The organism is Symmachiella dynata, from assembly GCF_007747995.1.
GTDB classification, from domain to species: domain Bacteria; phylum Planctomycetota; class Planctomycetia; order Planctomycetales; family Planctomycetaceae; genus Symmachiella; species Symmachiella dynata.
The window spans coordinates 5,072,403-5,098,249 of the sequence record NZ_CP036276.1 but is presented as its reverse complement, the minus strand read 5'-3'; the positions used below and the strand labels follow the sequence as shown (position 1 = coordinate 5,098,249).

18 protein-coding genes and 1 pseudogene are annotated in these 25,847 nt (G+C 55.7%); 15 read left to right on the top strand and 4 right to left on the bottom strand.

The window, feature by feature from the left end:
• Window positions 1-56 precede the first annotated feature (56 nt).
• The gene (locus Mal52_RS19330; RefSeq protein WP_145378090.1) at window positions 57-1,241 is read left to right on the top strand and encodes a hypothetical protein; all 1,185 of its coding nucleotides are present in this window, start codon (window positions 57-59) and stop codon (window positions 1,239-1,241) included.
• A complete protein-coding gene (locus Mal52_RS19325) occupies window positions 1,238-2,452 on the top strand; it encodes an outer membrane protein assembly factor BamB family protein (RefSeq protein WP_145378088.1) in 1,215 nt (404 codons plus the stop codon). Before Mal52_RS19330 ends, Mal52_RS19325 begins: the two co-directional genes overlap by 4 nt.
• A 51-nt stretch (window positions 2,453-2,503) precedes the next feature.
• Here the strand turns inward: Mal52_RS19325 and Mal52_RS19320 are convergent, their stop codons facing one another.
• Complete coding sequence (locus Mal52_RS19320; protein ID WP_145378086.1) at window positions 2,504-4,060, bottom strand: class I adenylate-forming enzyme family protein; 1,557 nt, start codon at window positions 4,058-4,060, stop codon at window positions 2,504-2,506.
• Window positions 4,061-4,395: 335 nt separating this feature from the next.
• Here Mal52_RS19320 and Mal52_RS19315 point away from each other — a divergent pair, with 335 nt between their 5' ends.
• Window positions 4,396-5,775 carry a phenylacetate--CoA ligase family protein gene (locus tag Mal52_RS19315; protein ID WP_145378085.1) on the top strand — a complete coding sequence of 460 codons (1,380 nt, stop codon included), beginning with the start codon at window positions 4,396-4,398 and terminating at the stop codon, window positions 5,773-5,775.
• Here the strand turns inward: Mal52_RS19315 and Mal52_RS19310 are convergent.
• The 3 genes and pseudogenes from Mal52_RS19310 to Mal52_RS19300 form a co-directional block, all read right to left on the bottom strand.
• Window positions 5,772-6,854 carry a hypothetical protein gene (locus Mal52_RS19310; RefSeq protein WP_145378082.1) on the bottom strand — a complete coding sequence of 361 codons (1,083 nt, stop codon included), beginning with the start codon at window positions 6,852-6,854 and terminating at the stop codon, window positions 5,772-5,774. The genes Mal52_RS19315 and Mal52_RS19310 overlap by 4 nt on opposite strands.
• 99 nt (window positions 6,855-6,953) lie before the next feature.
• Window positions 6,954-7,409, bottom strand: a pseudogene (locus Mal52_RS19305) (VIT1/CCC1 transporter family protein); the annotation flags it as partial.
• A 181-nt stretch (window positions 7,410-7,590) separates the two neighbouring features.
• Window positions 7,591-9,201, bottom strand: a complete 1,611-nt coding sequence (locus Mal52_RS19300; protein WP_145378080.1) for an FAD-dependent monooxygenase — start codon at window positions 9,199-9,201, stop codon at window positions 7,591-7,593.
• A gap of 264 nt (window positions 9,202-9,465) precedes the next feature.
• On the opposite strand from Mal52_RS19300, the gene Mal52_RS19295 reads away from it, so the two are divergent.
• From Mal52_RS19295 to Mal52_RS19240, 12 genes are all read left to right on the top strand, one after another.
• Entirely contained in the window at window positions 9,466-10,287 is an 822-nt protein-coding gene (locus Mal52_RS19295) for a hypothetical protein (RefSeq protein ID WP_145378078.1), read from the top strand.
• A 92-nt stretch (window positions 10,288-10,379) separates the two neighbouring features.
• A complete protein-coding gene (locus Mal52_RS19290; protein WP_145378077.1) occupies window positions 10,380-11,246 on the top strand; it encodes a hypothetical protein in 867 nt (288 codons plus the stop codon).
• The gene (locus Mal52_RS19285) at window positions 11,243-12,004 is read left to right on the top strand and encodes a hypothetical protein (protein WP_145378075.1); all 762 of its coding nucleotides are present in this window, start codon (window positions 11,243-11,245) and stop codon (window positions 12,002-12,004) included. Before Mal52_RS19290 ends, Mal52_RS19285 begins: the two co-directional genes overlap by 4 nt.
• 200 nt (window positions 12,005-12,204) lie before the next feature.
• Entirely contained in the window at window positions 12,205-15,030 is a 2,826-nt protein-coding gene (locus Mal52_RS19280) for a VWA domain-containing protein (RefSeq protein ID WP_145378073.1), read from the top strand.
• Window positions 15,031-15,120: 90 nt separating this feature from the next.
• Window positions 15,121-16,008: a glycerophosphodiester phosphodiesterase gene (locus Mal52_RS19275; protein WP_145378071.1), complete on the top strand. Its 888-nt coding sequence runs from the start codon at window positions 15,121-15,123 to the stop codon at window positions 16,006-16,008.
• Window positions 16,009-16,190: 182 nt separating this feature from the next.
• Window positions 16,191-17,255, top strand: coding sequence for a 3-keto-disaccharide hydrolase (locus Mal52_RS19270; RefSeq protein WP_145378070.1), 1,065 nt, complete (start codon window positions 16,191-16,193; stop codon window positions 17,253-17,255).
• 310 nt (window positions 17,256-17,565) lie between these two features.
• Complete coding sequence (locus Mal52_RS19265; protein WP_231962720.1) at window positions 17,566-18,576, top strand: sulfotransferase family protein; 1,011 nt, start codon at window positions 17,566-17,568, stop codon at window positions 18,574-18,576.
• 53 nt (window positions 18,577-18,629) lie between these two features.
• A complete protein-coding gene (locus Mal52_RS19260; RefSeq protein ID WP_145378068.1) occupies window positions 18,630-19,322 on the top strand; it encodes a hypothetical protein in 693 nt (230 codons plus the stop codon).
• 211 nt (window positions 19,323-19,533) lie between these two features.
• On the top strand, window positions 19,534-19,968 hold the full coding sequence (locus Mal52_RS19255; protein WP_145378067.1) for a hypothetical protein: 435 nt from the start codon (window positions 19,534-19,536) through the stop codon (window positions 19,966-19,968).
• Between the two features lie 198 nt (window positions 19,969-20,166).
• On the top strand, window positions 20,167-20,646 hold the full coding sequence (locus Mal52_RS19250) for a hypothetical protein (protein WP_145378066.1): 480 nt from the start codon (window positions 20,167-20,169) through the stop codon (window positions 20,644-20,646).
• A 178-nt stretch (window positions 20,647-20,824) separates the two neighbouring features.
• The gene (argJ, locus tag Mal52_RS19245; protein ID WP_231962396.1) at window positions 20,825-22,021 is read left to right on the top strand and encodes a bifunctional glutamate N-acetyltransferase/amino-acid acetyltransferase ArgJ; all 1,197 of its coding nucleotides are present in this window, start codon (window positions 20,825-20,827) and stop codon (window positions 22,019-22,021) included.
• A gap of 180 nt (window positions 22,022-22,201) precedes the next feature.
• A complete protein-coding gene (locus Mal52_RS19240; RefSeq protein WP_145378062.1) occupies window positions 22,202-25,816 on the top strand; it encodes an efflux RND transporter permease subunit in 3,615 nt (1,204 codons plus the stop codon).
• Window positions 25,817-25,847 lie beyond the last annotated feature (31 nt).

Here is a 25,847-nt window from a genome sequence, read left to right as displayed (position 1 = left end):
TTGAATTGTTACTACGGACTTATGCTGCAAGTCACTTCCATCAAGGCCTATCGCATATGAAGATCCATTGCTGTCTACTCGTTGTTTGTCTGTGGGGGGGATTACCCTCCGCAACGTTTGCTGCGGATGTGGAGACGTTGCTGAACGATATTAAGTCGGTTGATCAGCAGGCTCAGGGGAATCGCCAAGCTCAACAGGCGATTCGGGAATTGCTGAAAAATGACGATGTCTCGCTGACGACCGTGTTGGAGGCCTTTTCGGGGGCCAATCCGCTGGCGGTCAATTGGCTCCGCGGCGCATTCGAATCGCTCGCCGATCAACGGTTGAAGACGACAAAGACGCTGCCGAAAAAGCAATTGGAGGCGTTTGTGCTGGATACCCGTCACGATCCGCGGGCACGGCGCGTGGCTTATGAGTGGTTAGTCAAAGTCGACGACACGGCGACCAGCCGCATTATTCCCGGGATGCTCAACGACCCCAGCGTCGAATTCCGCCGCGACGCCGTCGCGCGATTGCTGAAGCAGGCGGACACGCTCTTTGAGGACGGCAAAAAATCAGAGTCGCAGCCGATCTATGAAATGGCACTGACTGGTGCGCGGGATGATGATCAGATTAAGAGCATCGTCGAAAAACTCCGTGAACTGGGGCAGGAGGTCGACTTGCCCGAACATTTTGGGTTATTACTTTCCTGGAAACTGATTGGACCGTTCGACAATTCGGACGAAGCAGGCTTTGATGTCTCCTATCCTCCGGAAACGAAAATCGATCCCGACGGCAAATACCAAGGGAAGGATTCAACCGAGGTCAGCTGGATTGATTATGCCACCGCCGATGATTACGGCATCGTCGATCTCACCAAAGCGCTTTCCGCCCATAAGGGGGCGGTGACGTATGCCTATACCGATTTTGTGAGCGACGAAGACCGGTCGGTCGAGTTGCGGCTGGGCACGCCGAACGCTTGGAAGGTGTGGGTCAATGGCGAATTGGTTTTTGGTCGCGAAGAATACCATCATGGAACGCGATTGGACCAGTACCAGTTCCCGGCAAAGCTGCGCAAAGGTCGCAATGATATTTTGATCAAGGTCTGTCAAAACGAACAGAAGGAATCGTGGGCACAAAAATGGGAATTTCAGTTGCGGGTTTGCGACTCGGTCGGTACGGCGGTCCTCTCCGGCAACCGTCCCCCCCGCGTCGTCCCGGACGAAGCCAAAGACAAGGCCGAAAGTGGAGACAACTCATGAAACAGCATCTCGTATTCGTTAGTCTGGCCCTGTTGTCGATCACGCAAATGGGAGCCGACTGGACGCAATTTCGCGGCAGTGACGCCAACGGAATCTCGGCTGAGAAACTGCCCGTAAAATTCGACATCAGCGACGGGACAAACATCGCTTGGACGGTCGATCTACCGGGCCGGGGACTGTCGGGACCGATTGTTATCGGCGATCGAGTCTATCTGACCGCCAGTTCCGGATTTCGCCAAGACCGGCTGCATGTGCTGTGCATCAATGCGCAGACCGGCGCCACGATTTGGCATCGGCAGTTTTTGGCGACGGGGCGGACCATGTCGCATCCCAAGATGTGCAACGCCACGCCACAACCGGCCAGCGATGGCGAGCGGATTTTTGCGTTTTTCTCTTCCAACGATCTCATCTGCCTGGACCTCGACGGCAATCTGCAATGGTATCGCGGATTGACGCATGACTTTCCCAATGCGAGTAACAGTCTGGGCATGGCATCATCGCCGGTTGTGGTTGGCAATCAAGTCGTCGTGCAAGTCGAAAACGCGAGTGAATCGTTTGCCACGGCGATGGATGTCGAAACGGGAGAGCAAACATGGAAAATCGACCGGCCGGTGGGGAACAACTGGACCTCGCCGACCGTGTTGTCTGGTCGCACGCCGGATGAGAAATTCGTTGTGTTGCAATCGGGCGAAAACTTGATCGGCTACGATCCCCAAACCGGCCAGGAAGTCTGGAAGCACGCAGCCGAGTGCGCGACGATTCCTTCAGCCACGGTGGTGGGAGATATGTTGTACGTGCCTTCACAAGGCTTAACCGCGTTGCGGTACATTCCCGACAGCGATGCACCGGAAGTTGTCTGGCAAGAGCAACGGTTGGGGCCATCGACGCCGAGTCCGATCGTGTATGACGGGCGCGTTTACACGACAAATCGCGCCGGGGTCCTCCGTGCCGGGGATGCGACCAACGGCGACATGCTGTGGCAACTGCGGCTCAAAGGACCCTTCAGCGGGACACCGGTGATTGCTGACGGCAAGATGTATCTGTTCAGCGAAAAAGGACTGGCGCAAGTTGTCGATTTAACGGGCAAAAAAGGAAAACTCGTGCATTCGGCAGAGTTCGTCGACACGATCCTCTGCACGCCGGCGGCCGCCAACGGCGCGCTGTATGTCCGCAGCGACGAACATCTGTGGAAAATCACTGAGAAGAAGTAACACCGAGAAGAAGTAACACCGAGAAGAAGTAACACAGGCGCGGACTGCGTCTCATTTCGTGGACTGCAGACTGCGAGACTCAGCCATCCGTTTCAGTGAGGCGCGGTCGATTTTTCCCGTCGCGTTCAGCGGCATTTCGTCGAGCACCACGATTTCCTCCGGCGCTTTGTAACCGACGCGCGCCCGTGAAAACTGGATCAACTCAGCCACCGTCGGCCGCTCGGTGCCTGCTGTGAGGGTGATGTAGGCACGGACGTTTTCGCCATGCACGGTGTCGTGGATACCGACAACCCCGGCGCTTTCGACGGCCGGATGCTCAACCAGAGAGTCCTCGACTTCCTGCGGGCAGATGTTGGAACCGTCGTGGATAATGATCTGCTTTTGGCGGCCGTCGAACCACAGGTAATCCTCTTCGTCAACACGGACCACGTCGCCCGTATCGAGCCAGCCATCGACGATGGTTTCTGCTGTGGCATCGGGGCGGTTCCAATAGCCGATCGTGTTGGAGCGCGATTGGATCCACAACCGCCCATCGGTTCCTACCGGCACCTCACGGCCTTGCTCATCCCGTATCGATGCGGCAAACCCAGGGGCGAGCCGTCCGATGGAGCCGACCTTATTTTTTCCCGACACCGGATTGATCGTCGCCAAACCGATTTCTGACATGCCGTAGGTCTCATCGATTTCGATGCCGGCCAACTCGACAAATTCTCGTTCCAACTCGGCTGAGACTTTGTCGCCGCCGGCGAAACAGACACGGAGCGATTGAAAATGTTCGTGGTCCGCGCCATGGTCGCGAACCAACGCAAACAGCGCCGCCGGCAGCATGCAGAGCATTGTCGGTCGCGTGTTTGCCAGGAGCGCCAAAACCTCTTCCCCGATGATCGCATGCGCAACGTCGATACGAATCCCGGCGGCCAAGCCGGCCAGCGAAAACAGTGAAGCGCCGATATGCGAGATGGATGAGGCGGGCAGGAAAATATCCTCGGGAACAAATTCAAAACCGGCGATGGCGCTGGCCAGCATCCAACCGAATGTCTCGTGCGTGTGCGTGACCCCTTTGGGTTTGCCGGTGCTTCCTGAGGTAAAGAAGATGAACGCCGCTGCATCGGCTGCCGGGCTAGGGAGGTCCATCACTGTCGGTTCTGTAATCAGCAGTTCTTCGAAATTCCGGCGGTCGTCTTCTGCCGCATAAGTGATTCGTCCCAACGGCAATTGTCCTGCCAATTGACTGAGTGCCAGATCAGCATCCCGCTCCGCATGCGCCAACAAGATCGAAGCACCGGTCACCTCGAGCGCGTGGTCAATCTCCGGCGCCTGGTAACGATAGTTCAGCGGCGTGGCGACCAACCCTGCTTTGAAACAGGCGAGATAATAGATCATCAGGTCGGTCCGATTGGGCATGAGCGAAGCTGCTCGGTCTCCCGGCTTCAAGCCAAGGGCCAGCAGATTGGCGGCCAACCGTCGACTTGCCGCATCGAGTTCACGCCACGTCCAACTCCGGTCAGAGGAAACAATCGCCGCCGCATCGGGATTGGACTCCAGACCGATTTTCAAAATGTCCGCGAGTAAAACGGGTTTTTCCAGCGGAGGTCCGGTGATCGGCATGAGTCGGTCCTTTGTACTCAAATAACGTTCAAAAGTTCCTTGTGGCCACACACACCGACAGGATTGAGAGAGCGCGATTGGGGGAGCCGCAAATAGGCCATCTTACCAACGATGACAGCGAAGACGCATTATACAGGGGAAGCGTTTCGATACGAGTGCTGAACCTGCTGCTGGGTGGGAGAACATACGGGAAACCCAAGTCCGACGTGGCGGCAACGGTTTTTCAACGAATACTCGAAGAGTCTAATGTCGCATGCTTTGCGTTGTGTCGATACGATTACACCAAAGTGTTAGGCGATGCAGTTCACAAGTTTTGAATGGGAGCACTGCTGCGAATGGATAGATTTGAAGCATCGCGAAAAAAACACCTTGCCGATGTGCGGGGTTTTTCTGCCGAGGCGATCGAGCGGCTATCATGGAGTCGCGATCGGGTCTTGGAAGAACAAACGTTGCGACTGCGAAAAATTGTGGCCGCAGCGCAGCAGAAATCGCCATTTCACGCGAGGCGTTTGGGCCATTTGGAAGCGAGTACGTTAGAGGTCGGCGACTTGGCAAAGATTCCGCCCATGACCAAGGCGGAAGTAATGGCAGACTGGGACGATGTTGTCACGGACCAGCGGCTGAAACAGGATGATGTGAATGCGCACTTGAAGCGTCTACTCTCGGGCGAAGAGACGAATGCATATTACCTGGATGAATATTACGCCGCAGCCACTGGCGGTTCGTCAGGCAAACGCGGATTGTTTCTGTGGGATTGGGAGACGTTTGTCGTGACCGCCAACATCACAACACGAATGGAAGCCCGGCAAGATTTGGCCCATCCCCCGGTCGGTCCCAAACGGACGGCTGTTGTCTGTGCCGGGTCCTATGTGCATGCCAGCCGGTTATTGTTTCCCAGCATGGTTGATCCTGAGCGTGATGTGCTCGTACTTCCCGCCAATACGGCCATGCGCACGATGGTTGAGCGGCTGAATGCGTTTCAACCTGACCGCCTGATTGGGTATTCCTCGATCGTTGAGGAATTGTGCGCCGAAGCTCTTGATGGGCGGTTGCAGATCAATTTGCACCGTATTTCCACCAACTCTGAGCCGCTGCCGCAACAGGCTCGCGACATGGCGCTTCAGGCATGGGGCATCAATATTCACAACCAGTGGGGCTCGGTCGAAATCGGTGTGGCCGGCACCGAGGGGAATTCATATTCAGGCATGACGATCGCCGAAGACTTTTTAATCTTTGAGCCGGTGGACGAGCACGATCAACCGGTGTCCGACGCTGCGCAGGCCGACCGGTTGCTGGTGACCAAATTGTATGGACAGGTGATGCCCATGATTCGTTATGAACTGACCGATACGGTGGTTCTTGACGGTGGCCCCAATCCAGACGCGCCAGGATACCGGCGGATCACCGAAGTCAAAGGCCGGGCAGACAATTGGTTCGTCTATCGAGGCGACACCAAAATACATCCCATGATTTTTCGGAGTATTCTCGGGCAAGAGCCGCATATCAGTGAATACCAAGTCCAGCAAACACCGGCCGGGGCGCGCGTCCTGGCGATGACACACGGCGACATTCCTGACGATGCTCTGAAGAGGGCGTTGATACGTTCACTCGCCGAGGGAGGGTTAACCAACGCGGACGTGTCCATCGAAGTTGTTCCCGACCTGCCCAGGCATCCTGAAACCAACAAACTGCGACGGTTCGTTCCGCTGAGTTAGTCCACCCCGTGGGGCTTCACACGGATCCGTGATAAATACGGCTTTGCTTCGGGCCACGTGCGGACTTCGGCGAGTTGCTCGGGCGAGACTTCGATCGAGGTGACGAAATCCATCGATAACTTGTTGGGAAACTTGGCTTCCAGATATCCAAATGGGACCCGGGCTGCTTCCGCATCCGCCGACAATCCTTTCTCACGGGCTGGAATGAAGAGCGCCCAGAATTTTTCGGCGTCCTGTTCGACCAGCATCGCCTCGAAGCGTTGTCGCGCGAGATCGCCCGACTTTGTGTTTTCTAAATTGCGCAGCACCAAAATCGCCTGATACGCGAGCGCCTTGTGCCAATATTGTTCTGTGACAATATAGTGCGAATAACTCAAACGGTCATCGAACCCCAGACTCAGCGGATTGGTCCGCGCTGTCGGGAGTGGTTTGCCGCTGGCTAAGAGATCTTGCATTTTTCGTGCGGGCTGATGGCGAATCGCATAGATGAAATGCATCCCGCTAAAGGGGGTTGCCCAACCGGTTTCGCGGACCGAATCTTTCATGCGGATGATTACATCGCCATAACGGGGCGAGCCGTTGGGCGGACCGACGCTGGCGAAGACGCATTCAAACGCGCCGAACAATTCGTTTTCCACTGCCGGGGTCGTATGCTGGAATGGCTTGTCCAGCGTTTTTTCCTCAAGCGTTAGCGAATACAACCCGCCGTTTTTAAGCACGCTGCGCAGATGCTCAAAGTACAAACGATTGACAATCGGCGGCGGCATTTTTTCAATTTTCGCCAGCAGCTTCGCCTCCTGCGGCGAGAGGGGGGCCAGGAATAATTCAAATTCAGCAATCGTGCATTGCGAACTGATGTCCATCCACTTTTTGATCGCGTCTTCATCGAGCGGGCGATGGAACGGGGCCATAGCAATCGCACGGCGGCGGGCAGCGGCGATGGGATATCCGGCCAGTGGTTTCTCTTGGGGAGCGACTACGGTTTTTGGCGTTGCTGTCTGTTGAGCAACAGCGATTCGTTGCCCGTAGGGACAACAAAACAGGGCCAGCAATATGATAAAGCCACAACGATCACTCATTACAACCGAACTCCTTGGTTTCGATTCTGTTCCGATGTCACGCTGCGGCGCATTATAGGTGTCCGATACAGACATTCACAATCCGCGCGCATTGGGGGATTAGGAACTACCGATGATAACGCCGGCCAAAAAGACGATCAGTCCGCCAACGATCACCGTTACGATGGCCGCCCCAAGCGGGGTTTTCATGTAGCGATGGCGGATCCAGGCAATGACCAGTAATTCCACAACCACGACCGCGCCGGCGGTGTAGGCAGCGACGGTAAAGGTGGGGATTAAAAACGGCAACGTGTGACCGATCGCCCCGAGAAAGGTCATACCGCCACAAACGGCACCGCGTAAGATGGGATTCCCGCGGCCGCTGAGTTTGCCGTCGTCCGAAACCGCCTCGGAAAAGGCCATGCTAATCCCCGCCCCCACTGCGGTCGCCAACCCGACCAAAAAAGCGGTGCGGCTACTTTGCGTCGCCAGTGCAGCGGCGAACAACGGGGCCAACGACGAAACCGAGCCATCCATCAACCCCGCCAAGCCGGGTTGAATCACCGAGAGCAGAAAGGACTTCTCATCGTTCCAGACGTTTTCCGATTTCGGTGTCATGGGCGATGTGGTTTCGAGCGGCGCGGGGTCTTCGGTCATATTGTTTCGCTAGGTGTTAGTAGAGGCAGGGTCCGCTGCCCGTATCGTAACGGGTGAGGCGGGTACAGTCATCGCTGACTGCAGAGCGGATTCTTCGGGATTAAACCACGTGAGCGAGATATTCGTCTATGCTGTCCAACCGCCAGCTGCGATAGGCGACATAGCCGTCGGGACGGATGAGATACATGCCGGTCGATTCGATTCCATAGCGCTGACGGAGCGTTTGTTGAGGATCTTCGATACGAGTTACGTTCGACGGAACCGTGGTCTCCCCATTCCAATCGTCAACGATGTGGACAGCAATCCAATGCCCATGGTCACGCGCAACCGCCTCTGCGACAGTGGTGAGTTCGGATAAAACAGAACCTTGCGAGGAGGCTGGGGCGTAGAGGAATAAACAGTGTTTGGGGCTGCGCAATAAATCGTAGAACTGACAGGGCTGGCCGTCGAGAAAAATGGGCGAATCGACTGCCCGCGCGCCGGGATGCGGGCCGTGTGCAAATCCCTCTTCCGGCTCGATGCAAAGGGGGCTGGAGCGATAGTCGAGGTCGATTTGTTCTTCGTGGTTCCGGACCCGCATTTTCTCACCTTCCGGCACGAACATGTGAGCAACTAGTTTTTCACGGTCCGTGGAGGAAAGTTCGGCAAACAATTCCGCGTTCTGCGTGGCGAGTTTGGTCGTGGCAATCACATCTTCGGCGACCTGTCGCCGTTCGATTTCATAAGTATCCAGCCAAGCGGCCGGAGCGTCGCCGCGCATGACCAAGGCCAGTTTCCAGGCAAGATTGTGTGCATCTTGGATGCCGGTATTCATCCCCAGGCCGCCCAACAAACTGTGTACGTGCGCCGCATCTCCTGCCAAAAAAGTTCGCCCATGCCGGTAGTGCGGAGCGAGTCGGTAATTGATGTGAAAGTGCGCTAGCCACCGTGGGTCCGAAAGATGAAAATCATGCCCGCTCCGGTGCGTGACCAACTCTTGCACCTGCTCGAGCGTGGGAGCCTTGGTGATGTCGGTCTCCTTGGCGACGTTGGCGACGACAAAACGGCGTCCCTCGTTGAGAATGAATAGAAACAATTCGCCGTCGTTATGCAGGAAAAAATAGGCGTCCCCCGGTTCCAGTGCACCATCAATAACCACGTCGGCAAGCAGATAGGGATACGGGTCCGCTTCGCCGGGGAATGTCTCCTCGGTCAGGTGCCGCACCGTGCTATGTGCCCCGTCGCAGCCGATCACCCACGGCGTCTCGACGATCTCTTCCCGGCCGTCGTCATGCAACAAACTCGCACGAACCGTGTCGGCAGACTGTTCGAGCGACGTGAGTTGCGTACTACGCTCAACGAAGACGCCAAGGCTGTTGAGGTGTTTTTCGAGGATGGTCTCGGTTGTGGCTTGTGGGAGACCGAGACTCAGCGGAAAGGGGGAGTCGACCGGCAGTTCGTCGAACCGTCCTCGAGCCTCGCCATTTACGTACAGGGAGACTCCGTGCAACGGTTGTGCGCAGGCGACGATATCGTCCACGATTCCCAGGCTATGCAAGATTTCTAAAGAACGCGAATGAAGCACTGTTGCGCGACAATGTGGATCGATGCCGGGTGATTTGTCGATGATTCGCACCGCCACATCATGCCGCGCCAATTCGGCCGCCATCATCAATCCCGTCGTACGACCCCCGACCACCAGCACCGGTGAATTGGCCGACGTCTTATTCATCAGAGTGCACCATGCAAACACGAAATAACCACGAAAACAACGAGAGCATCGTCTCACTTTGCTGCAGAAGCCGTCAACCGCGCGGATGGAAGCGAGGGATTGAATTGAACATTGGTCTTGCTGTGCCCACCGGAAAAAATTTCACAATCCGCTCCGTCTCCAGAATTGGTGTGCCATATGCATGTCACTCGATCGGAGTAGGATTCTGCAAGTTGGCATACACCAGTACACTACCTTGCAGACGCTTTGGAGAAACTCATGGGGATGTCCATCAGCACCTCGTTTCGCTTCCGTCATTTGTTGTTCTTCACAATGGGGCTAATCGGCGTTTTGGGCATTTCCCAAACGGTTTTCGCGCAAAGTACGCGCGGGCGAACGGTGTCGTTGCAGTCGGTCCCGTTGACCTCAGCTGTGGGAGATGTGCAAAAGATCACGCTGTCCGGTTCAATCGAGCAGGGGGGCGAAATGGTCTTCGATGGAAACCAGTATTCCGCTCCGGACCGTTTTGGCGATTTTCAAAAGAGCACGGGGACTTACTTTCCGCCGGTGGCTGTAAGGTTTGCATATGTCGACATGCCCGACCCGGCCGGTAAGCGACGCAAGGTCTATGAAATTCTCGGCGCGTTGCAGCCCGCCAAAGCGCGGTATTACCTGGTTTCGCCTTCAAAAAAGACTGGAGATTATCGCCTGATCATCGATCAGCCGGGGGAGGATCGCCGTGTGATTTCTTTGGAGGACATGGCCGAACCTGCGCCGCCGAACGTGCGCGTTCCCCGCATTTTGAAAATCGAGCATGCACTCCTGAAGTCAAATCCCCCGACACTGGTCGTGACCGTCACCGGACAGGTCAATACCGCTGGCTGGACGGAGGCTAAGCTGACGCGACGGGTCTATGTGCAACCGCCGGCGGATGGAATCTGGGAATACGACCTATTCGCCACGCCTCCAGCCGGCAACCCACCGTCCGCCGTCTCTAAGGTCAAGGCGACCAATCGCTGGCCCAATTTTGATGCGACGGCGGTCAAAGGGGTCCGCGTGTTTGGTGTCGACGATGGCGTGGTTGAGGTGCGATTTGCAGTGAAATGAAACTGAGGACCAATTGGCAATAGTGCAATCCGGAGATAATGAACATGGGGTGGCCGGTGGGAGATTCTAGGTCAGAACCGTCGGAGACAGGTTTGTGGAACGCTTTTTTTGATGTGTTTTTTGTCTTATTAGGCGCGATTGGGGCATTCTTTTTCGTATTCGATCGATTTGGCGGTCTTGGAGGCCAGTTGATCCTCAGCGCGTTTCTATTCTTTTCATTTTTATTTCGATCGCTACGACAAGGTCGATTCCGGCCCAATTGGCGGTGGTACCGTTGCCTGGCTTCACATTTCAACAGGGACGATCTTGCCAATCGAGTGTTATTAATCCTCGCGATGATCAGTCTGCTTGCAGCACTGATCTGTTGGATTTGGGGAGTCGCAGAACTGCGAATGTTCCGCCGACAGTACACGCTAAATCATGATCACATTGCGCTGGCGAAAGTTGATACTGCGCGTCGGGTGTTTGGCCCAGAATCAGGTGCCGCATCAAAAACGCAACAGGCAGCGGAATTCGATGCAATGTCAACGTGGGTTCGATGGATGTACGAAGGTGCAGAGCGTGAAGTGCAAGTCTCAGATAAAAATGGTGACACATATAGCGCCAAGCAGGACTTGTATTTTATCGAATCGGAGCCATTTGAAGATCGTTACACCGACATCAACGCATTCGTAAAAGTGCATCACACTTTACAGATCGTTGAAGGAGTTGCCTTCCTGATGGATCCAGTACCGGGAGTCATGCAGGAGTCTAGTATGACGCGCTGGTCCAAACCGGCTTGGCGTCAAATGTATCTGAATGTTGAGCAGCAATCGAAGGAATCAGCAAATTTCATCGTGAGTTGCCCGAATCCGGGCGATCGCCTCGTTCTATTTCTGAGGTTGGAACCCAAAAAAGGCGAGAAGTTTCCTGGCAATGAACAAATTATACCCAGCAAAGAAATCGGAGTTCGCAAATGAGTAGACATCACATCTCTGCAATCGTCATCGCCGTCTTGATCACGCACTTGCTGCCGCAGATTGGTAATTGTGTCGACCCTGACTCCGGGGGAGGAACTTTGAATGTGACGATTACAGACCTCAATGGGATTGGGCGAAGATCTGAAGACGTGGAATGTCGAATCGAAGTACGTGACGTCGATACGGGAAACGTCGAACGCGTTCTAATGGAGAATCAACGGTTTAGAACGAATAAAGACGGACTTCTCACGGTGATTCCCATTGACGCTTACAAGGCCGTGCGGAACAACCGAGTTTTTGTCCGATTCGATCCAGTGGACACCAGTTTGGAAACAGTGGTTTTGGAAAACCTGTCTGGCGGAGCCAATCATACAGTTTCAATAGTAATGAAAGTTCGCTCCAGACCGGTGCCTGTAGAGGGCCCCCCGCAGTTGGTTTATCACAGTAGACAAGGACAGTTTCACTTGGCTCGGATGGACGGCACCGCGTATTATTGCCCTCCAGGAAAACCGCGTGGAGTGCTAACCGCAATCGAGTTTGATCATTCGGACAAGGACTATTACTACTACAGGGATAAATTGAACAATTCAAAACGCTGGGCATTTGAGCGGGGACACACTGCAGAGGCTGCGTCGCATCCTCGCCCGAATCCAAGAGGCGATTGGCGCACCGTATGGACGCGCGATGGTTCTGTTCCCCATGCCAAATGGGAACCTTTTACAAAAGCTCGCGAAATTACTCCGGATTTCATGGAGTGACTAAAATCTGACCGGAAATATTTCGGTGTAAAATCTCGTGCGATTGCTGATGGCCGCAACGTTCCGGTGTTGAATTGCCGCCGGTTAGGTTGATAGGCTGTAGGTCTAGGCGTGAGGCTCGAGGTGACAGGCCTGAAGGATAACTGTGCCTGGTTGACTTGCTCCTCACTGCTCAAGCCTCAAGCCTGGTGATTTTGCCGATGATCCATTTTCTGTTCCCGGAACTGTTCCTGCTGGCCATTCCGGTGGGATTCGTCTATTGGCGGTGGGCCCGTGCGCCAGGGCTGACCGGGGCGTTTCGCGTCGCATTGCTTGTGCTGTTGCTCACGGCATTGGCTGGGCCGGAGTTCAATTTGGGGGGCAAGGGGTTGGATGTGGTGGTCGTGATTGACCGCTCCCGTTCGATGCCGCCCGGCGCGGATGCGAATATCCGCGAATTGATTGGAAACCTCGACAGCGGCAGAGGCGTCAACGACCGGTTAGGGATCGTGACGGTGGGGAACCGTGCGGCTGTCGAGCAGATCCTCACCCAGAATGAGGTCGACGCATCGTTTTCGCAACAGGTGCTCATCGACGGCTCGGATTTGAATGCGGGGATCGATGCGGCCTTAGAAATGATCGACCCGCAAGCCCAGCAGCGGCGACCGGCGCGGATTCTGGTTTTTTCTGATGGCGAGGCAAACGGGCCTTCCCCAACCTCCGCCGCCCGCCGCGCGCGGGAGTTGGGCATTCCAGTCGATTATCGTGAATTTTCCGTGATGCGCGACGGTGATGTGGCGGTCGACAGTATCTCTCTTCCCGAAGTGGTCGCGCCGCGTGAACCGTTTCAATTCTCCGCATTGGTTTTCGCCGACCGGGATTCAGCTGGAACGGTGGAACTGTATCGCGATGGCCAATTGATATCGTCACAACAGCGCGAGTTTCCGTCGGGGATGACGCGGCTGTTGTTTCGCGATCTGTTGGATGGAGGCGGGCTGTATCGTTATGACGTCAAAATTGCTACCCCGGGCGATCCCTTGCCGCAAAACAATCTGGGGACCGGCGTGGTGCGGGTCGATGCCGGGCATAAGCTTTTGGTGCTCAATGCCGACGGCATGCCGGACAATCTGGTTCGCGCCTTTCAAAGCGGCAAAATTGACGTTGATGTCATGGCTGCCGAAACGCATCCGTTGACGCTCGACTCGCTCGACCAATACCGCGCTGTCGTGTTGGAAAACGTGCCTGCTTCGCAGCTTGGTCGGCTCAAAATGGAGCACTTGGCGCAGTTTGTCGAGGACTTGGGGGGCGGATTGCTCGTCACGGGGGGGCAGCGGAGCTTCGGTGTCGGCGGTTACTTCAATAGTCCGTTGGATGAAACCTTGCCGGTCTCGATGGAACTCCGCGACGAGCATCGCAAAACGCGGGTTGCGATCGCGATTGCCTTGGATCGCAGCGGCAGTATGTCGGTGCCGGTCAAGGGGGGCAAAACCAAAATGGATTTGGCCAATTTGGGAACGGCCGAATGCGTGAAACTGCTCTCAGCCGGCGATAGTGTTGCCGTGATCGCCGTCGACAGCTCGCCGCATGTGATTCAACCGCTCACTGATGTGGATAATACCGAAGCCATCCAGGCCCGTATTCGCAAAATCGAGAGTATGGGGGGCGGGATTTATGTCTACGACGCACTCGTCGCCGCCGGGGATGAATTGATGAAGGCCGAACAGGTCACCAAGCACATCATTTTGTTTTCAGACGCACAAGACAGCGAGCAACCGGGCGATTACAAGAACCTGTTGAAGAAATTCGAATCAGCGGGGATCACGGTCAGTGTGATTGGTTTGGGAAACAAGAGCGATCCTGACGCGAAACTGCTGGAGGACATCGCCAAGCGGGGCAGCGGGAACGTGATGTTTACGACCGATCCCGAAGAATTGCCGCGGCTCTTCACCGAGGACACCATGTCGGTGGCGCGGAGCAGTTTTATCGAAAAGGACCCAGAGACGCAGCCAGCCGGGATTCCCGCGCGGATGTTGTCCGATGCCCGGTTGATGGGGGATCTGACCGCCGGCGCGTTCCCCACTGTCGAGGGATACAACCTGTGCTACCTGCGACCCGAGGCGACGGCGGCGGTGGTTTCGCAAGATGAGTATGTGGCACCCTGGTCGGCGTTTTGGTATCGCGGCATTGGTCGCTCGGCGGCGATTACGATCGAGGTGGATGGCAAATTCTCTGGGCAGTTCGGCACGTGGGAGGAATACAACGATTTTCTGATCACCCACGCGCGGTGGCTGTTGGGTGGGGCGGATCCAGACGATGTCTATTTGACCGTTGATCGTCAGGGGCAAGAAGCGGTGGTGACGCTCGAACTCGATCCGGAACGTGTGGATACTCGCACGTTTGAATCGCCCACGCTCAGTGCTGTGCTGCCTGGGGATGATCGTGAAGAGCCGTTGGAGATCCCCTTTGTTTGGCGGGGGGCGCACACGCTCGAGGCGCGGTTCATGCTCACGCGAACGGGGACGTATCATACGATCGTTAAATTGGGACCGCAGAATTTTGTGCGGGGCCCGGTTGTGACTTTGCCCTATTCGCCCGAACATGCGCCGCGTTCTGTGTCAGAAAGCGGTGAGCGGATTTTGAGCAACGTGGCGGAGATGACCGGCGGGACCGAGCGGATTGATGCGCTGGAGATCTTCAACAATCCCCCCCGCACGGCCGGCATGCATCCGTTGGCGATTTGGTTGTTGGCGCTCGGAATTGTCCTGTTGCTTGTGGAGATTGCCGGTCGGCGGTTATCGTTGTGGTCCAAGCTGGCCTGGGCGGAGGAAGCCACCGCCGGGGGAGCAGGAGGCTGGCGGTCCTGGTTGCCGAAGTTGCCGGCACGGGCGGCGAAGCCCAAGCGAAAATCTGCGGCTCCACAAAGACAACAAACAGCGCCGCAAACGACTGCGCCCTCCCCGGCAGCACAAAAACCGGTCTCGAGTCCGGCCTCGGATGATATTTTCCGCCAAGCCAAAAACCGAGCCAAACGCCGCCACAACGATTGAGGCGAAATCACGCCAAAATTCTGACGCATTTTACTATTTATTAACAATCGCAAGCTAAACTTACTTGCCACTCCTGACTTAGGAACGGTCATGCCCATGATGCCTCGGTTTCGCTACATCGCTTCACTAACGGTTCTTGCCGTGGTCTCCACGATCCTAGCACCTCCGTCCGACGCAGAAGACCGTGTGCAGTCACGGCCGCTGATCGTTGCGCATCGCGGCGCTTCACACGATGCACCGGAAAACACACTAGCTGCATTTCGGCTGGCATGGGAAAAAGGAGCCGATGTCATTGAGGGGGATTTTTACCTCACCTCCGACGGGCACATCGTCTGTATTCATGATGGCACGACTAAAAAGACCGCGGGTGTTGAACTCGACGTTGCAAAGTCCACGCTCGCGGAATTGCGCCAATTGGATGTCGGCCGTTGGAAGGATGAGCGATTTGCCGGTGAGCGGATTCCCACCATCGAAGAAGTCCTGTCCATCGTCCCGGAGGGCAAGGCGATTCTCATTGAGGTGAAATGCGGTCCGGAGATCGTGCCCCAGCTCAAAGCCGCGCTGGCTGCTTCGCCACTCAAGCCCGAACAGACGATCGTGATCGCGTTCGACGACAAAGTGGTGGCCGCCACGAAGCAGCAGATTCCCGGCATCAAGGCGTATTGGCTGACCGGTTTTAAAAAGAAGAAGCTGGGACGCGGGTTCAAGCCATCTCCCGCAAAGGTCATGGCAACGCTCAAGCGGATTGGCGCCGACGGATTGGACACGCATGCCAATGAGCAGGTCATTGATGCCGAGTTTGTGAAAATGCTTCGCGACGCCGGCATGGAGTTCCACACCTGGACGGTGAACGATCCGGCCGTTGCTGCCCGATTTCGCGAGCTGGGGGTCGATTCGATCACGACGGATCGCCCGGCCTTCTTGCGCGAGGAGTTGAGCAAGCTCCCACAGCCGGTTCCTTCGGGAAATGCGCCTTAATCGCCACAACCGGCCGTAGATATCCGCGTCCGAACTGCTTAGGGGCTGCTCGATTTCACAAATCAGGCAATTGGGCCACCGCTCCGCTTGCGTCGGGTCCGCAGGTCGGCCACAATGTAAAACCGCATTGATTGGCGAAACTTTGACTGTTATCTGAGTTACGAATTGAGGAGTCTGCTGTGGTGCGATCTGTCCTATGGGTCTCGGCGTTTTTGATCGTTTTTCCGGCGACTTCGATGGCAGCCGACAAATTTCCGACGATGACCGACCTCAGTCAAGTGGATGCGGACTTCGCCTTTCAAGGGGAGTACACCGGAACTATCACGACGGGACCTTCGCAATGGGAGTCGGTCGGGCTACAGGTCGTTGCTTTGGGGGACGGGCAATTCTCCGCCATGCTGTATTCGGGCGGGTTGCCGGGTGCCGGCTGGGACCGTCGCGAACATCCCAAATACACCGGCGGTCTGGAAGGCAATCAGGTCGTCTTCTCCTCCTATCCCACGCGGATCGCCGTCAACGGTAGTCAAGCGGTGATCACTGATGATCGCTATCCCTCCTTTGAGCAAGGGCAATTGGCGAAGACCTACCGCTGCAGCCCTACGATGGGGGCCCCCGCGCCGTATAACGCCACGGTCCTGTTTGACGGCACAAATACCGATCATTTCGATGGGGGCCGGATGACTGATGACGGCTTGCTGATCGAAGGGACGCAACTGAAGGACCGCTACAAGAATTTCAAACTGCATGCGGAGTTTCGTTTGCCCTATATGCCCTCCGCACGAGACCAAGCACGGGCCAATAGCGGACTTTACCTCCAGAGTCGTTACGAGGTTCAGATTCTCGACTCCTTTGGACTCGATCCGGTCTACAACAATTGCGGCGCGCTATATAAACAGCGTCCGGCTGATTTGAACATGTGCCTGCCGCCACTGACGTGGCAGACGTATGACATCGACTTCGCCGCTCCCAAGTTTGACGCCCACGGCAAAAAGATTCAAAACGCGCGGATCACCGTCCGACTCAACGGCGTGCCGGTGCATAACGATGTCGAGATCCTCGCCAAGACCGGAGCCGGGAAACCAGAAGGTCCCGATCCGTTGCCGATCAAAATTCAGGACCACAGCAACCCGGTTCGGTTTCGCAATATCTGGGTCGTCGATTACGGCAACAATCCTCCGCCGCAGACTCAACCCAGCGAGCAATGGTATCTGAACGATTGTGATTGTTGGGTTACGATTTGTGAATAATCGTTGCGTTCCGATCGATGGGACTATCTCAAAACAAATTGCGGGTCCCGCTGAATAATCGCCGATACCGGGCGAGGTGCACTCAAAAACCAGTCCATTGTCACACCAAGAAATTGGGATGCCACTGGCTCTGCCAGTGTTTTGTGAGTGGCGGCACGATTTGGTTTTGCACTGGCAAAGCCAGTGGCACCCCCCCCATAAAAACTAAGCCGCGAAAAGCACACGATGAGTTATCCATGGGCATAAACGCCGTCAAAAGCGGCTAGCGCAAATTGAAAACTGCTCTAAAGGATTGAACCCTTTGGCTACCGTGAACGATGTTGACACTGATACGATGAGCGACAAAGTTGTAGTCCAACATGGCAATCTGTGTCCGGTGATCCTGGTGGGCCACGGGAGTTCCGGGACGTCGATCTTTTCGCGGCTACTGCGGAATCACCTCCGTGTCAGCTTTGGGACGGAAAGTCAGTTCATCGTCGACTATTACCGTCGATTGAACCGTTACGGCGACTTAAGCGACGACGCGAATCTTCGCAAGCTGATCGCGGACATCAGCGGCGAACGCTGGTTTCAACGTTGCCACAAGAAATTCGGTTTTACGTTCGATCCACAGGCGGCGTTTTCCGCCGTCACGCAGCGGACGTATCGCGGTGTGTTGGATGCGATCTTTTTGCAACTCGCTCAGTACAACGAGATGGCTCCTCGCTGGGGGGATAAGACTCCTGGCTATGCGACCGATCTGCCGGTCATTGGTGAGATTTGTCCCGATGCCAAGTACATTCATCTCGCCCGCGATGGCCGTGATGTGGCGTTGTCGGTGATGGGACGTTTTTGGGGCGCGCAGAATATCTATACGGCGGCTCAAGAATGGATCGAAGCGGTCGATGCCATCGACGAATTTCTGCAAACATTGCCCGCCGAGCAAAAACTGGAGATCACCTACGAACAGTTGCTCTCCAATCCGGTTCCGACTTTCGATGCCGTCATCGAGTTCTTAGAGATTGAGCCTCGCGAGGCATTGCTCAAAGAGTTGGAGCCGCTGCTGAACGAACAACTCGACGCGGGCAATTTCGACAAATGGCGCAAGAAGATGACCCCTGCCCAGCGCCGGCAGTTCGAGCAATTCGCGCAGCCGCAACTGCAGCGGTACGGGTATGAAACCGAATTCGAACCGACCGACTATCACCCCTCGGCACTGGCCAAAATGTACTGGCGCTGCCAAAATAAAGCTCTGCAGTACCGGTATCCCGACTACTGGAAAGACAACGTGTACAAGGCGCGCAAATTGATCAGTGATCGTTTGCGTTCGCTACGCGGTTAATCGCCCGTTGAGAAATCGGGTGCCACTGCTGGCTTGCCCAGCAGTGTATCCAAGTGACCGGCAAAGGCACTGCTGGACAAGCCAGCAGTGGCACCGGCAGTGCGGATGTGTACACTAACAGTTGCTTAGTCAGTCACGCGCCCGACAACACGACCGGTGATTTCATGCGACCTTGCCAACATTGCGGAAAGGCGATCCAGCTGAGTGACACGATCTGCCCGCTGTGCGACGGCGAACAGGTCGCGAGCGTAGGCCTGGGAGTGGCGAAGGCCCCCGCATCAGGCGTCAGGAACGACCACACCCTGGATCAACGCCAAAAAGAAATCCAATGGTACCCAGAAAGCTGGTCGATGCGCAGGTTGGTCATCGTCACGCATAGCATCAATGCGGGGTTGATCCTCTTTGGATATCTGATTGGCGGTGCGCAAGGCGCCGGGTGGGCGATGTCGTTGGTGGCGCTTTATATCACGGTGGGAGCGGTCTCGCCCATAGGAGAATTAAGGATCATTATTCTCTTCTTTCTCTTCTACTACTTCGTCGCTGCTGTCTTTTTAACCTTTTCAAACACTTCGGTCTATTTTACCGTTTCGATCTATTTGTTGATCTATTTGATCGTTTTATATTCAGTGTTCCGCAAGCTTAAACCAACATCCGTGATCGATCTCGGGTTTTCCTTCTTTCTTGCAGCGATAATGCTGGCGGTCGCCAATGGCGTTGGTGCATTTTATTGCTTTATTGCTTGTTAAAGCTCACTCCATGGGACCAGCTCGGCAGCTTTTTTCATTGACCGTGACCTCATTACGATAGCAAACGTATTGGTGCTGGGTACCGTTTTTGACTTATGCAGCCGTTTTTTGTCGCTGATACAAGTTGTACTGACTGTCAATCCACCCGTAGCATCCTATTTTTGACGCGCCGTTAGTCTGTCACTCGCCCAAATACACGACCGGTGATTTCATGCGACCTTGCCAACATTGCGGAAAGGCAATCCTGTTGAGTGACACGGTCTGCCCTCAATGTGACGGCGAGCAGGTCGCAACTGTAGGCGGGGGAGCGACTCAAGTCGCTGCTCCACAAGTTGTCGACGATCGCACTGTGGCTCAACGCCAAGGCCAAGTTCAACGGGAGGCGGAAAACTGGTTGGTGCGCACGGTGATCATCGTCACACTCAGCATCAATGCGGGGTTGGTCCTCTTTGGATACTTGGTCGGCGGTGTTGAAGGTGCCGCGTTTGCAATGTTTCTTGTTGCATCTGGTATTGTCTTAGCGTGGATTGTCCTCGCCGTTCTCTCGAATGGACTGCCCGTCGGAGGTAGTCACTTGCTCTATATCTCCCTTCTATTGGTGATTCTCAACGGCGGGGGCGCTTATTGGCTTGAAAGAGTGCATTGAGTGGGAATGATGGGGGAACATTTGTCTTTGGTGCCAAGATTGTTACGATGGCGGGCGTAATAGAAATATTTCCGCTCACCTGCGAATCAAGCAGTTCGACCTGATACGAACCATCGACTATGTTTGTTCGCTACTAGGCTGAACAAACTTGTCGTTTTACTCCTTTGATCAATTCGTCTCCGCTGCTCATTCAATCTCATGCGTCCTTGCCAACATTGCGGAAAAGCGATTCTGCTGAGTGACACGGTCTGTCCGCTGTGCAACGGCGAACAGGTCGCGAGCGTAGGTGGGGGGGCGACTGGCGTTGGATCTTCACAAGCTGACGACCGCACTGTTGTTCAACGCCAAGAGCAAGTCCAATGGGAAGCCGAGAAATGGCTTTTTCGCACGGCGATCATTGTGCCGGTCAGCATCAACGCGGGGCTGGTTCTCTTTGGGTATCTAATCGCCGGCGTACAAGGCGCTGGGTGGGCGATGTCAGGCGTGGCGCTTCTCGTTGGGGGGATCATACTCTTGCTCGGAGGCGACGATCCTTCTGGCATCGCCTATTTAATCACTTCGTCCCCACTAATTCTAATGCGTAAACTCACGTCGGAGGACGATCTCACGTATTCCTTTCTCCGTGCGGTCATTCTGCTGGCGATCGTTAACGGTATCGGAGCGTATTTTTGTTTGTGAGGCTGGAATCAACGTAACCAGCTGAGCAGCATTTGTCTTCAGGAGCAAGATTGTTACGATGGCGAGCGTAATCGTGCGGCGGTCCCTCACCCCAGCCCTCTCCCGGGAGAGAGAGAAAATTTGTGGTTGTCCGTCATGCATCCTAGCTTCTGATTAAAACCCTGCGGACGATATGACTGTGACTGATCAAATTCCCTTGCCCCGCGGATTTCGCGTTGCCGGAGTTGCTTGCGGGATTAAGAGCGACCCTGGCAAATTGGACTTGGCGCTGTTTGTCTCCGAGACCCCGTGTGCGGCGGCGGGGGTGTTTACGCAAAATCTTGTGCATGGTGCGCCGGTGAAGGTCTCCCGCGAACGGGTGCCTGCGGCGACGGCGCGTGCCGTGGTGATCAACTCGGGCAACTCCAATGCTTGCACCGGTGAACGCGGGATGGACGATGCGGAGCGGATGACGGAATTGGTGGCTGCTGAACTCGGTTGTGAATCGCAAAGCGTGCTGGTTTGCTCGACAGGGGTGATCGGACATTTTCTGCCGTTTGAAAAAATCGCCGCCGGCATTCCGCAAGTGGCGGCGCAACTCCAACCGGAATCCGCATCGCTCGTGCAAGCCGCGCAGGCGATCATGACGACCGATACGTTTCACAAACTCGCCACCCGGACAATCATGGTGGGAGAGACCGAAGTCACCGTCACTGGTGTCGCCAAGGGAGCGGCGATGATTGGGCCGAACATGGCGACGATGTTGTCGGTGATCATGACCGATGCGGCGCTGTCGCCCGAAACCACCGATGCGATGTTGCGGCACGCAGTCGATCGCAGTTTCAACTGCATCAGCGTCGAAGGGCATACCAGCACCAGTGATACGGTGATCTTGTTAGCCAACGCCGCTGCCGGTGGAGCGATGGATGAGACAGCCGGGGACGCATTGCAACAAGCGTTTGATGAGGTTGCGGCCGAGTTGGCGCAGTTGATCATTCGCGATGCGGAAGGCGCCGACCACATCATTACGATCGACGTCGCCGGTTTAGCAACCCGCGAAGATGCGTTTCGCATTGCCAAGACGGTCGCTGACAGCGTGTTGGTGAAGACAGCGGTGACCGGCGCCGATCCCAACTGGGGCCGCATCGTTTCCGCCGTCGGTTACGCCGGTGTCACCTTGCGCGAGGAAGATATCACGCTGCGCCTCAATGACACACTGCTCTACGAACAAGGTTCGCCTGTCTCATACGACGAAGCAGCCGTGTCGCAGTCGATGCGCGACAATCGGGAAGTCCACATTGATTTGATTTGCGGCAGCGGCGAGTCCGCGGTGCGGTACTGGACCAGCGATCTCACGGCGGAGTATGTGCGGCTCAATTCGGAGTACACAACGTAAGTGGGCCTGAGGCTTGAGGGGACAGGCTTGAGATCAATAAGACCGCCTTGCGCTGGTTGCGGCTGACATTGCTTGGTGGGCTTGGTACAATCTAGTCACGTCCTCGCTGGCGGTGGGGACAGCCTTCTCACTGCCGCACAATGTCCCTCCCCCCCCTCCTATTGCGGTTGCGCGACCACTATGCAGTTTCTTGAAGCACTTTTACGAAATCCGGTCAAAGTCGCCGTTGGCGTACTCTTAGTCTCGCTATTCGGCATCATTGCCATGGTGACGATGCCCAAGCAGTTGACGCCGGAAGTGGAAACCCCCGTGCTGCGGATCGAAACCCGTTGGCCTGGTGCTTCGCCGCAAGAGATCGAACGCGAAATTGTGCAGGAGCAAGAGGAGCAGCTCAAGTCGGTCGAAGGCCTGATCAAGATGTCCTCCGAGTGCATGGATTCCGAAGGGCGGATTACGCTGGAATTCATTATTGGGATGGACATCGATGAAGCGATGCTTAAGGTCAACACGCGTTTGCAACAGGTGCGCGAGTATCCGATCGATGCGTTGGAACCGATGATTAGCACGCGGAATGTTTCCGACCGCGCGATCGCCCGATTTGTGCTCACCGCAAGGCCGCCAACCAAGGAACAGGTCGCCACATTCGCGGAGGCTCATCCTGATTTGAAAGAGGCCCTGCAACCGGTGGTCCGTGCTGCGAACCCGGGATTGGCCGTTTTTCGCTTGAACAATTTGTATGAAGAAATCGGGGAAGAACACCCCGAACTCAAAGAGGTGATGCCGGCCGAGATTGATCTGCAGAAGCTGCGCCGCTTTGCTGAAAATGTGATCGAGACTCGCTTGGAACGCGTTCCCGGTGTCGCCGACGCCGAGGTCTACGGCGGCATGGAAGAGGAATTGCAGGTCGTCGTCGATCCCGCGCGGTTGGCTGCACGGCAACTTACGATCGATGACGTGCGCCGTGTTTTGCAATCACAAAATCAAGACACCTCGGGTGGCGACCTGTGGGAAGGCAAACGCCGCTGGGTGGTCCGCACGCTGGGCCAGTTTCGCAGCCCCGAACAGGTGGGAAATCAATTATTAGCTGTGCGCGACGGCATGCCGGTTTACATTCGCGACGTGGCCGAAGTGGCTGTGGGCTACAAAAAACCGACCAGCATTTCGCGACGCTACGGCGTTTCGAGTAACGGGCTGAGTGTCCAGCGACAAACCGGCGCCAACGTGTTGGAAGTCATGCAAGGGCTGCGTGAGGCGACGGTGGAATTGAACGAGGGAGTACTCAAGCACCGCAATTTGGAGTTGTATCAATACTACGACGAAACGACTTATATCAACGCCGCTATCAGTCGCGTGCAGCAAAATATTTTCATCGGTGGTGCACTGACGATGATCGTGTTGATGCTGTTCTTGCATCGCGGCTTACGGACGATGTTGTTGATGCCGTTGATCGCGGCGACCGCTATGGCGGCCGCCTACATCTCCCCCTGGTATGCGCTGTTGTGCTTGGCTCTGATTGTCGGCGCCGGATTTTGGTACGCCCGCGGCGCGCTGATTGTGGGCTTGGCGATACCTATCAGTATCGTCGGCACATTTTTACTGCTGGGAATTGCGGGCCGGTCGCTGAATGTGATTAGTCTGGCGGGGATGTCCTTTGCTGTGGGGATGTTGGTCGACAATGCTGTCGTGGTCTTGGAAAACATTCACCGCCGCTTTCAGCTGGGCGAATCAGCGATGACCGCCGCTGCCCGCGGGACACAAGAGGTTTGGGGCGCCGTCGTCGCTTCGACATTGACCACCATCGCCGTTTTTCTGCCGGTCGTGTTTGTCGAAGAAATGTCCGGTCAACTGTTCCGCGACATCGCTTTGGCGATCAGTTTTGCGGTGGGGTTGTCGCTCATCGTTTCGTTTACCGTGATTCCCACAGCGGCGTCGCGATTATTCCGCGTTGGTGGTGAAAAGAGACACGAACAGGATTCCAGCAACAACAACCTAAACGGCAATGGTCACAAAGCGCAAGGAGCAAAGGCACGCTCCGCAGCGAGTTCTGTTCGCAAGGTCTCTGGAATCCTCGGCAAATTTGGCACGCTGTTTGTCGAGATGATCGTGGGCATCAACCGTTGGATTCAGCATAGCAAGATACGCTCTGTGGCTGTGGTGTTGCTGTTGTTGGGCGTCTCCATCGCGTTGAGTTACCAATTTTGGCCCAAGGTCGAATATCTGCCCGGCGGAAATCGCAATTTCGTCTTCATGTTCATCTCGCCCCCGCCTGGATACAACATGGACCAACTGTTGGAAATGGGGACGCAGATCGAAGAGGAGTTGCAGCCTTACTGGGATCTTGACGAAGAGGGGATGAACGACAAGAACAGCGAATATCCCGGCATCAATTATTATTTCTACGTCGTGCGGGGCCGACGGGTATTCATGGGGGCTCGCTCAGCGGATCCCAAGCGGGTTCACGAATTGATTCCGCTGCTCAAAAAAGTCGGATCGAAATTCCCCGGCACGATCGGCGTCGCCAAGCAGTCTAGCTTGTTCGAGCGGGGCATCACCGGCGGACGAACGATCGATGTCGAAATCACCGGCCCCGACCTGAAGGAACTGGTCACAATGGGCCAAAAGGTGCTGGGGCAGGTCAAACAAATCATGCCCGAGGCCCAAGCTTTACCGCAACCGAGTCTGGACTTGTCCAGCCCGGAAATTCACCTTGAGCCTCGACTGGTGGAAGCGGCCGAAATGGGAGTCACGGCACAGGAGTTGGGCTATACGGTCAATTCTCTTGTCGACGGGGCCTATGCCGGGGACTATTTCGTCGGCGGTGAAAAAATTGATGTGACGATCATGGGGAGCAACTCGACCGAAACGCACACACACGATTTGGCGTCGCTGCCCATTGCCACACCGACGGGGCAATTGGTCCCGTTGGGGGCGCTCGCAGATATCACATTGCAAAGCGGTCCCGAACAGATCAATCGTCGTGAACGCCTGCGTGCGATTACGATCCAAGTTTCTCCGCCGCCGGAAATTCCTTTGGAGGAAGCCCGGGAACGGATCGAACAAGAAATCGTCAATCCGATCCTGAGCGAAATTGCCGTCGATGGCGAGTACATGATTAACATCTCCGGAACGGCCGACAAATTGGAGGAAACCTGGGAGGCGCTCAAATGGAACCTCGCGCTGGCGCTGGCGATTACCTACTTGCTCATGGCGGCGCTGTTCGAGTCCTGGTTGTATCCCTTTGTGATCATCCTGACCGTGCCGCTGGGAGCGGTCGGTGGATTGTTGGGGCTGCGGTTTCTCAATGTGTTTATCTTGCAACCGCTGGATGTTCTGACGATGCTGGGCTTCATCATTCTGATTGGTACGGTTGTCAACAACGCAATTTTAATCGTGCACCAATCGCTGCATCATATGCGCGTCGAAGGCATGACGCCCAAGGAGGCCATTCCTGAAAGCGTGCGGAACCGGATCCGGCCAATTTTCATTACAACCATGACGACCGTGTTGGGTTTGTTGCCGTTAGTACTGTTTCCCGGCGAAGGGAGCGAGCTGTATCGGGGGCTGGGGAGCGTGGTGCTCGGCGGGTTATTGGTCTCGACGATCTTCACACTAATCCTGGTGCCGACGGTCTTCACGTTGACGTTGGGAGTGAAGCAATACATCGTCGATTTCCCCAACAGACGTAAACGCGTCTTGGCAGCACCCGGCGTTGCGATCGACGCAGATTCGAATCGGGACCTTGAAAAAACCGTCGAGCAGCCCGAACCGGAACCAGCCGTCGAAGCTGACGTTTAAATCCGCTAGAATCACGGCATGCAAACTACTT

Excerpts from the sequence above, each read along its gene's own strand:
- Mal52_RS19330 (WP_145378090.1), top strand. The coding sequence starts at position 57 with ATGAAGATCCATTGCTGTCTACTCGTTGTTTGTCTGTGGGGGGGATTA.
- Mal52_RS19325 (WP_145378088.1), top strand. The coding sequence starts at position 1,238 with ATGAAACAGCATCTCGTATTCGTTAGTCTGGCCCTGTTGTCGATCACG.
- Mal52_RS19320 (WP_145378086.1), bottom strand. The coding sequence starts at position 4,060 with ATGCCGATCACCGGACCTCCGCTGGAAAAACCCGTTTTACTCGCGGAC.
- Mal52_RS19315 (WP_145378085.1), top strand. The coding sequence starts at position 4,396 with ATGGATAGATTTGAAGCATCGCGAAAAAAACACCTTGCCGATGTGCGG.
- Mal52_RS19310 (WP_145378082.1), bottom strand. The coding sequence starts at position 6,854 with ATGAGTGATCGTTGTGGCTTTATCATATTGCTGGCCCTGTTTTGTTGT.
- Mal52_RS19300 (WP_145378080.1), bottom strand. The coding sequence starts at position 9,201 with ATGAATAAGACGTCGGCCAATTCACCGGTGCTGGTGGTCGGGGGTCGT.
- Mal52_RS19295 (WP_145378078.1), top strand. The coding sequence starts at position 9,466 with ATGTCCATCAGCACCTCGTTTCGCTTCCGTCATTTGTTGTTCTTCACA.
- Mal52_RS19285 (WP_145378075.1), top strand. The coding sequence starts at position 11,243 with ATGAGTAGACATCACATCTCTGCAATCGTCATCGCCGTCTTGATCACG.
- Mal52_RS19280 (WP_145378073.1), top strand. The coding sequence starts at position 12,205 with ATGATCCATTTTCTGTTCCCGGAACTGTTCCTGCTGGCCATTCCGGTG.
- Mal52_RS19275 (WP_145378071.1), top strand. The coding sequence starts at position 15,121 with ATGCCCATGATGCCTCGGTTTCGCTACATCGCTTCACTAACGGTTCTT.
- Mal52_RS19255 (WP_145378067.1), top strand. The coding sequence starts at position 19,534 with ATGCGACCTTGCCAACATTGCGGAAAGGCAATCCTGTTGAGTGACACG.
- Mal52_RS19250 (WP_145378066.1), top strand. The coding sequence starts at position 20,167 with ATGCGTCCTTGCCAACATTGCGGAAAAGCGATTCTGCTGAGTGACACG.
- Mal52_RS19240 (WP_145378062.1), top strand. The coding sequence starts at position 22,202 with ATGCAGTTTCTTGAAGCACTTTTACGAAATCCGGTCAAAGTCGCCGTT.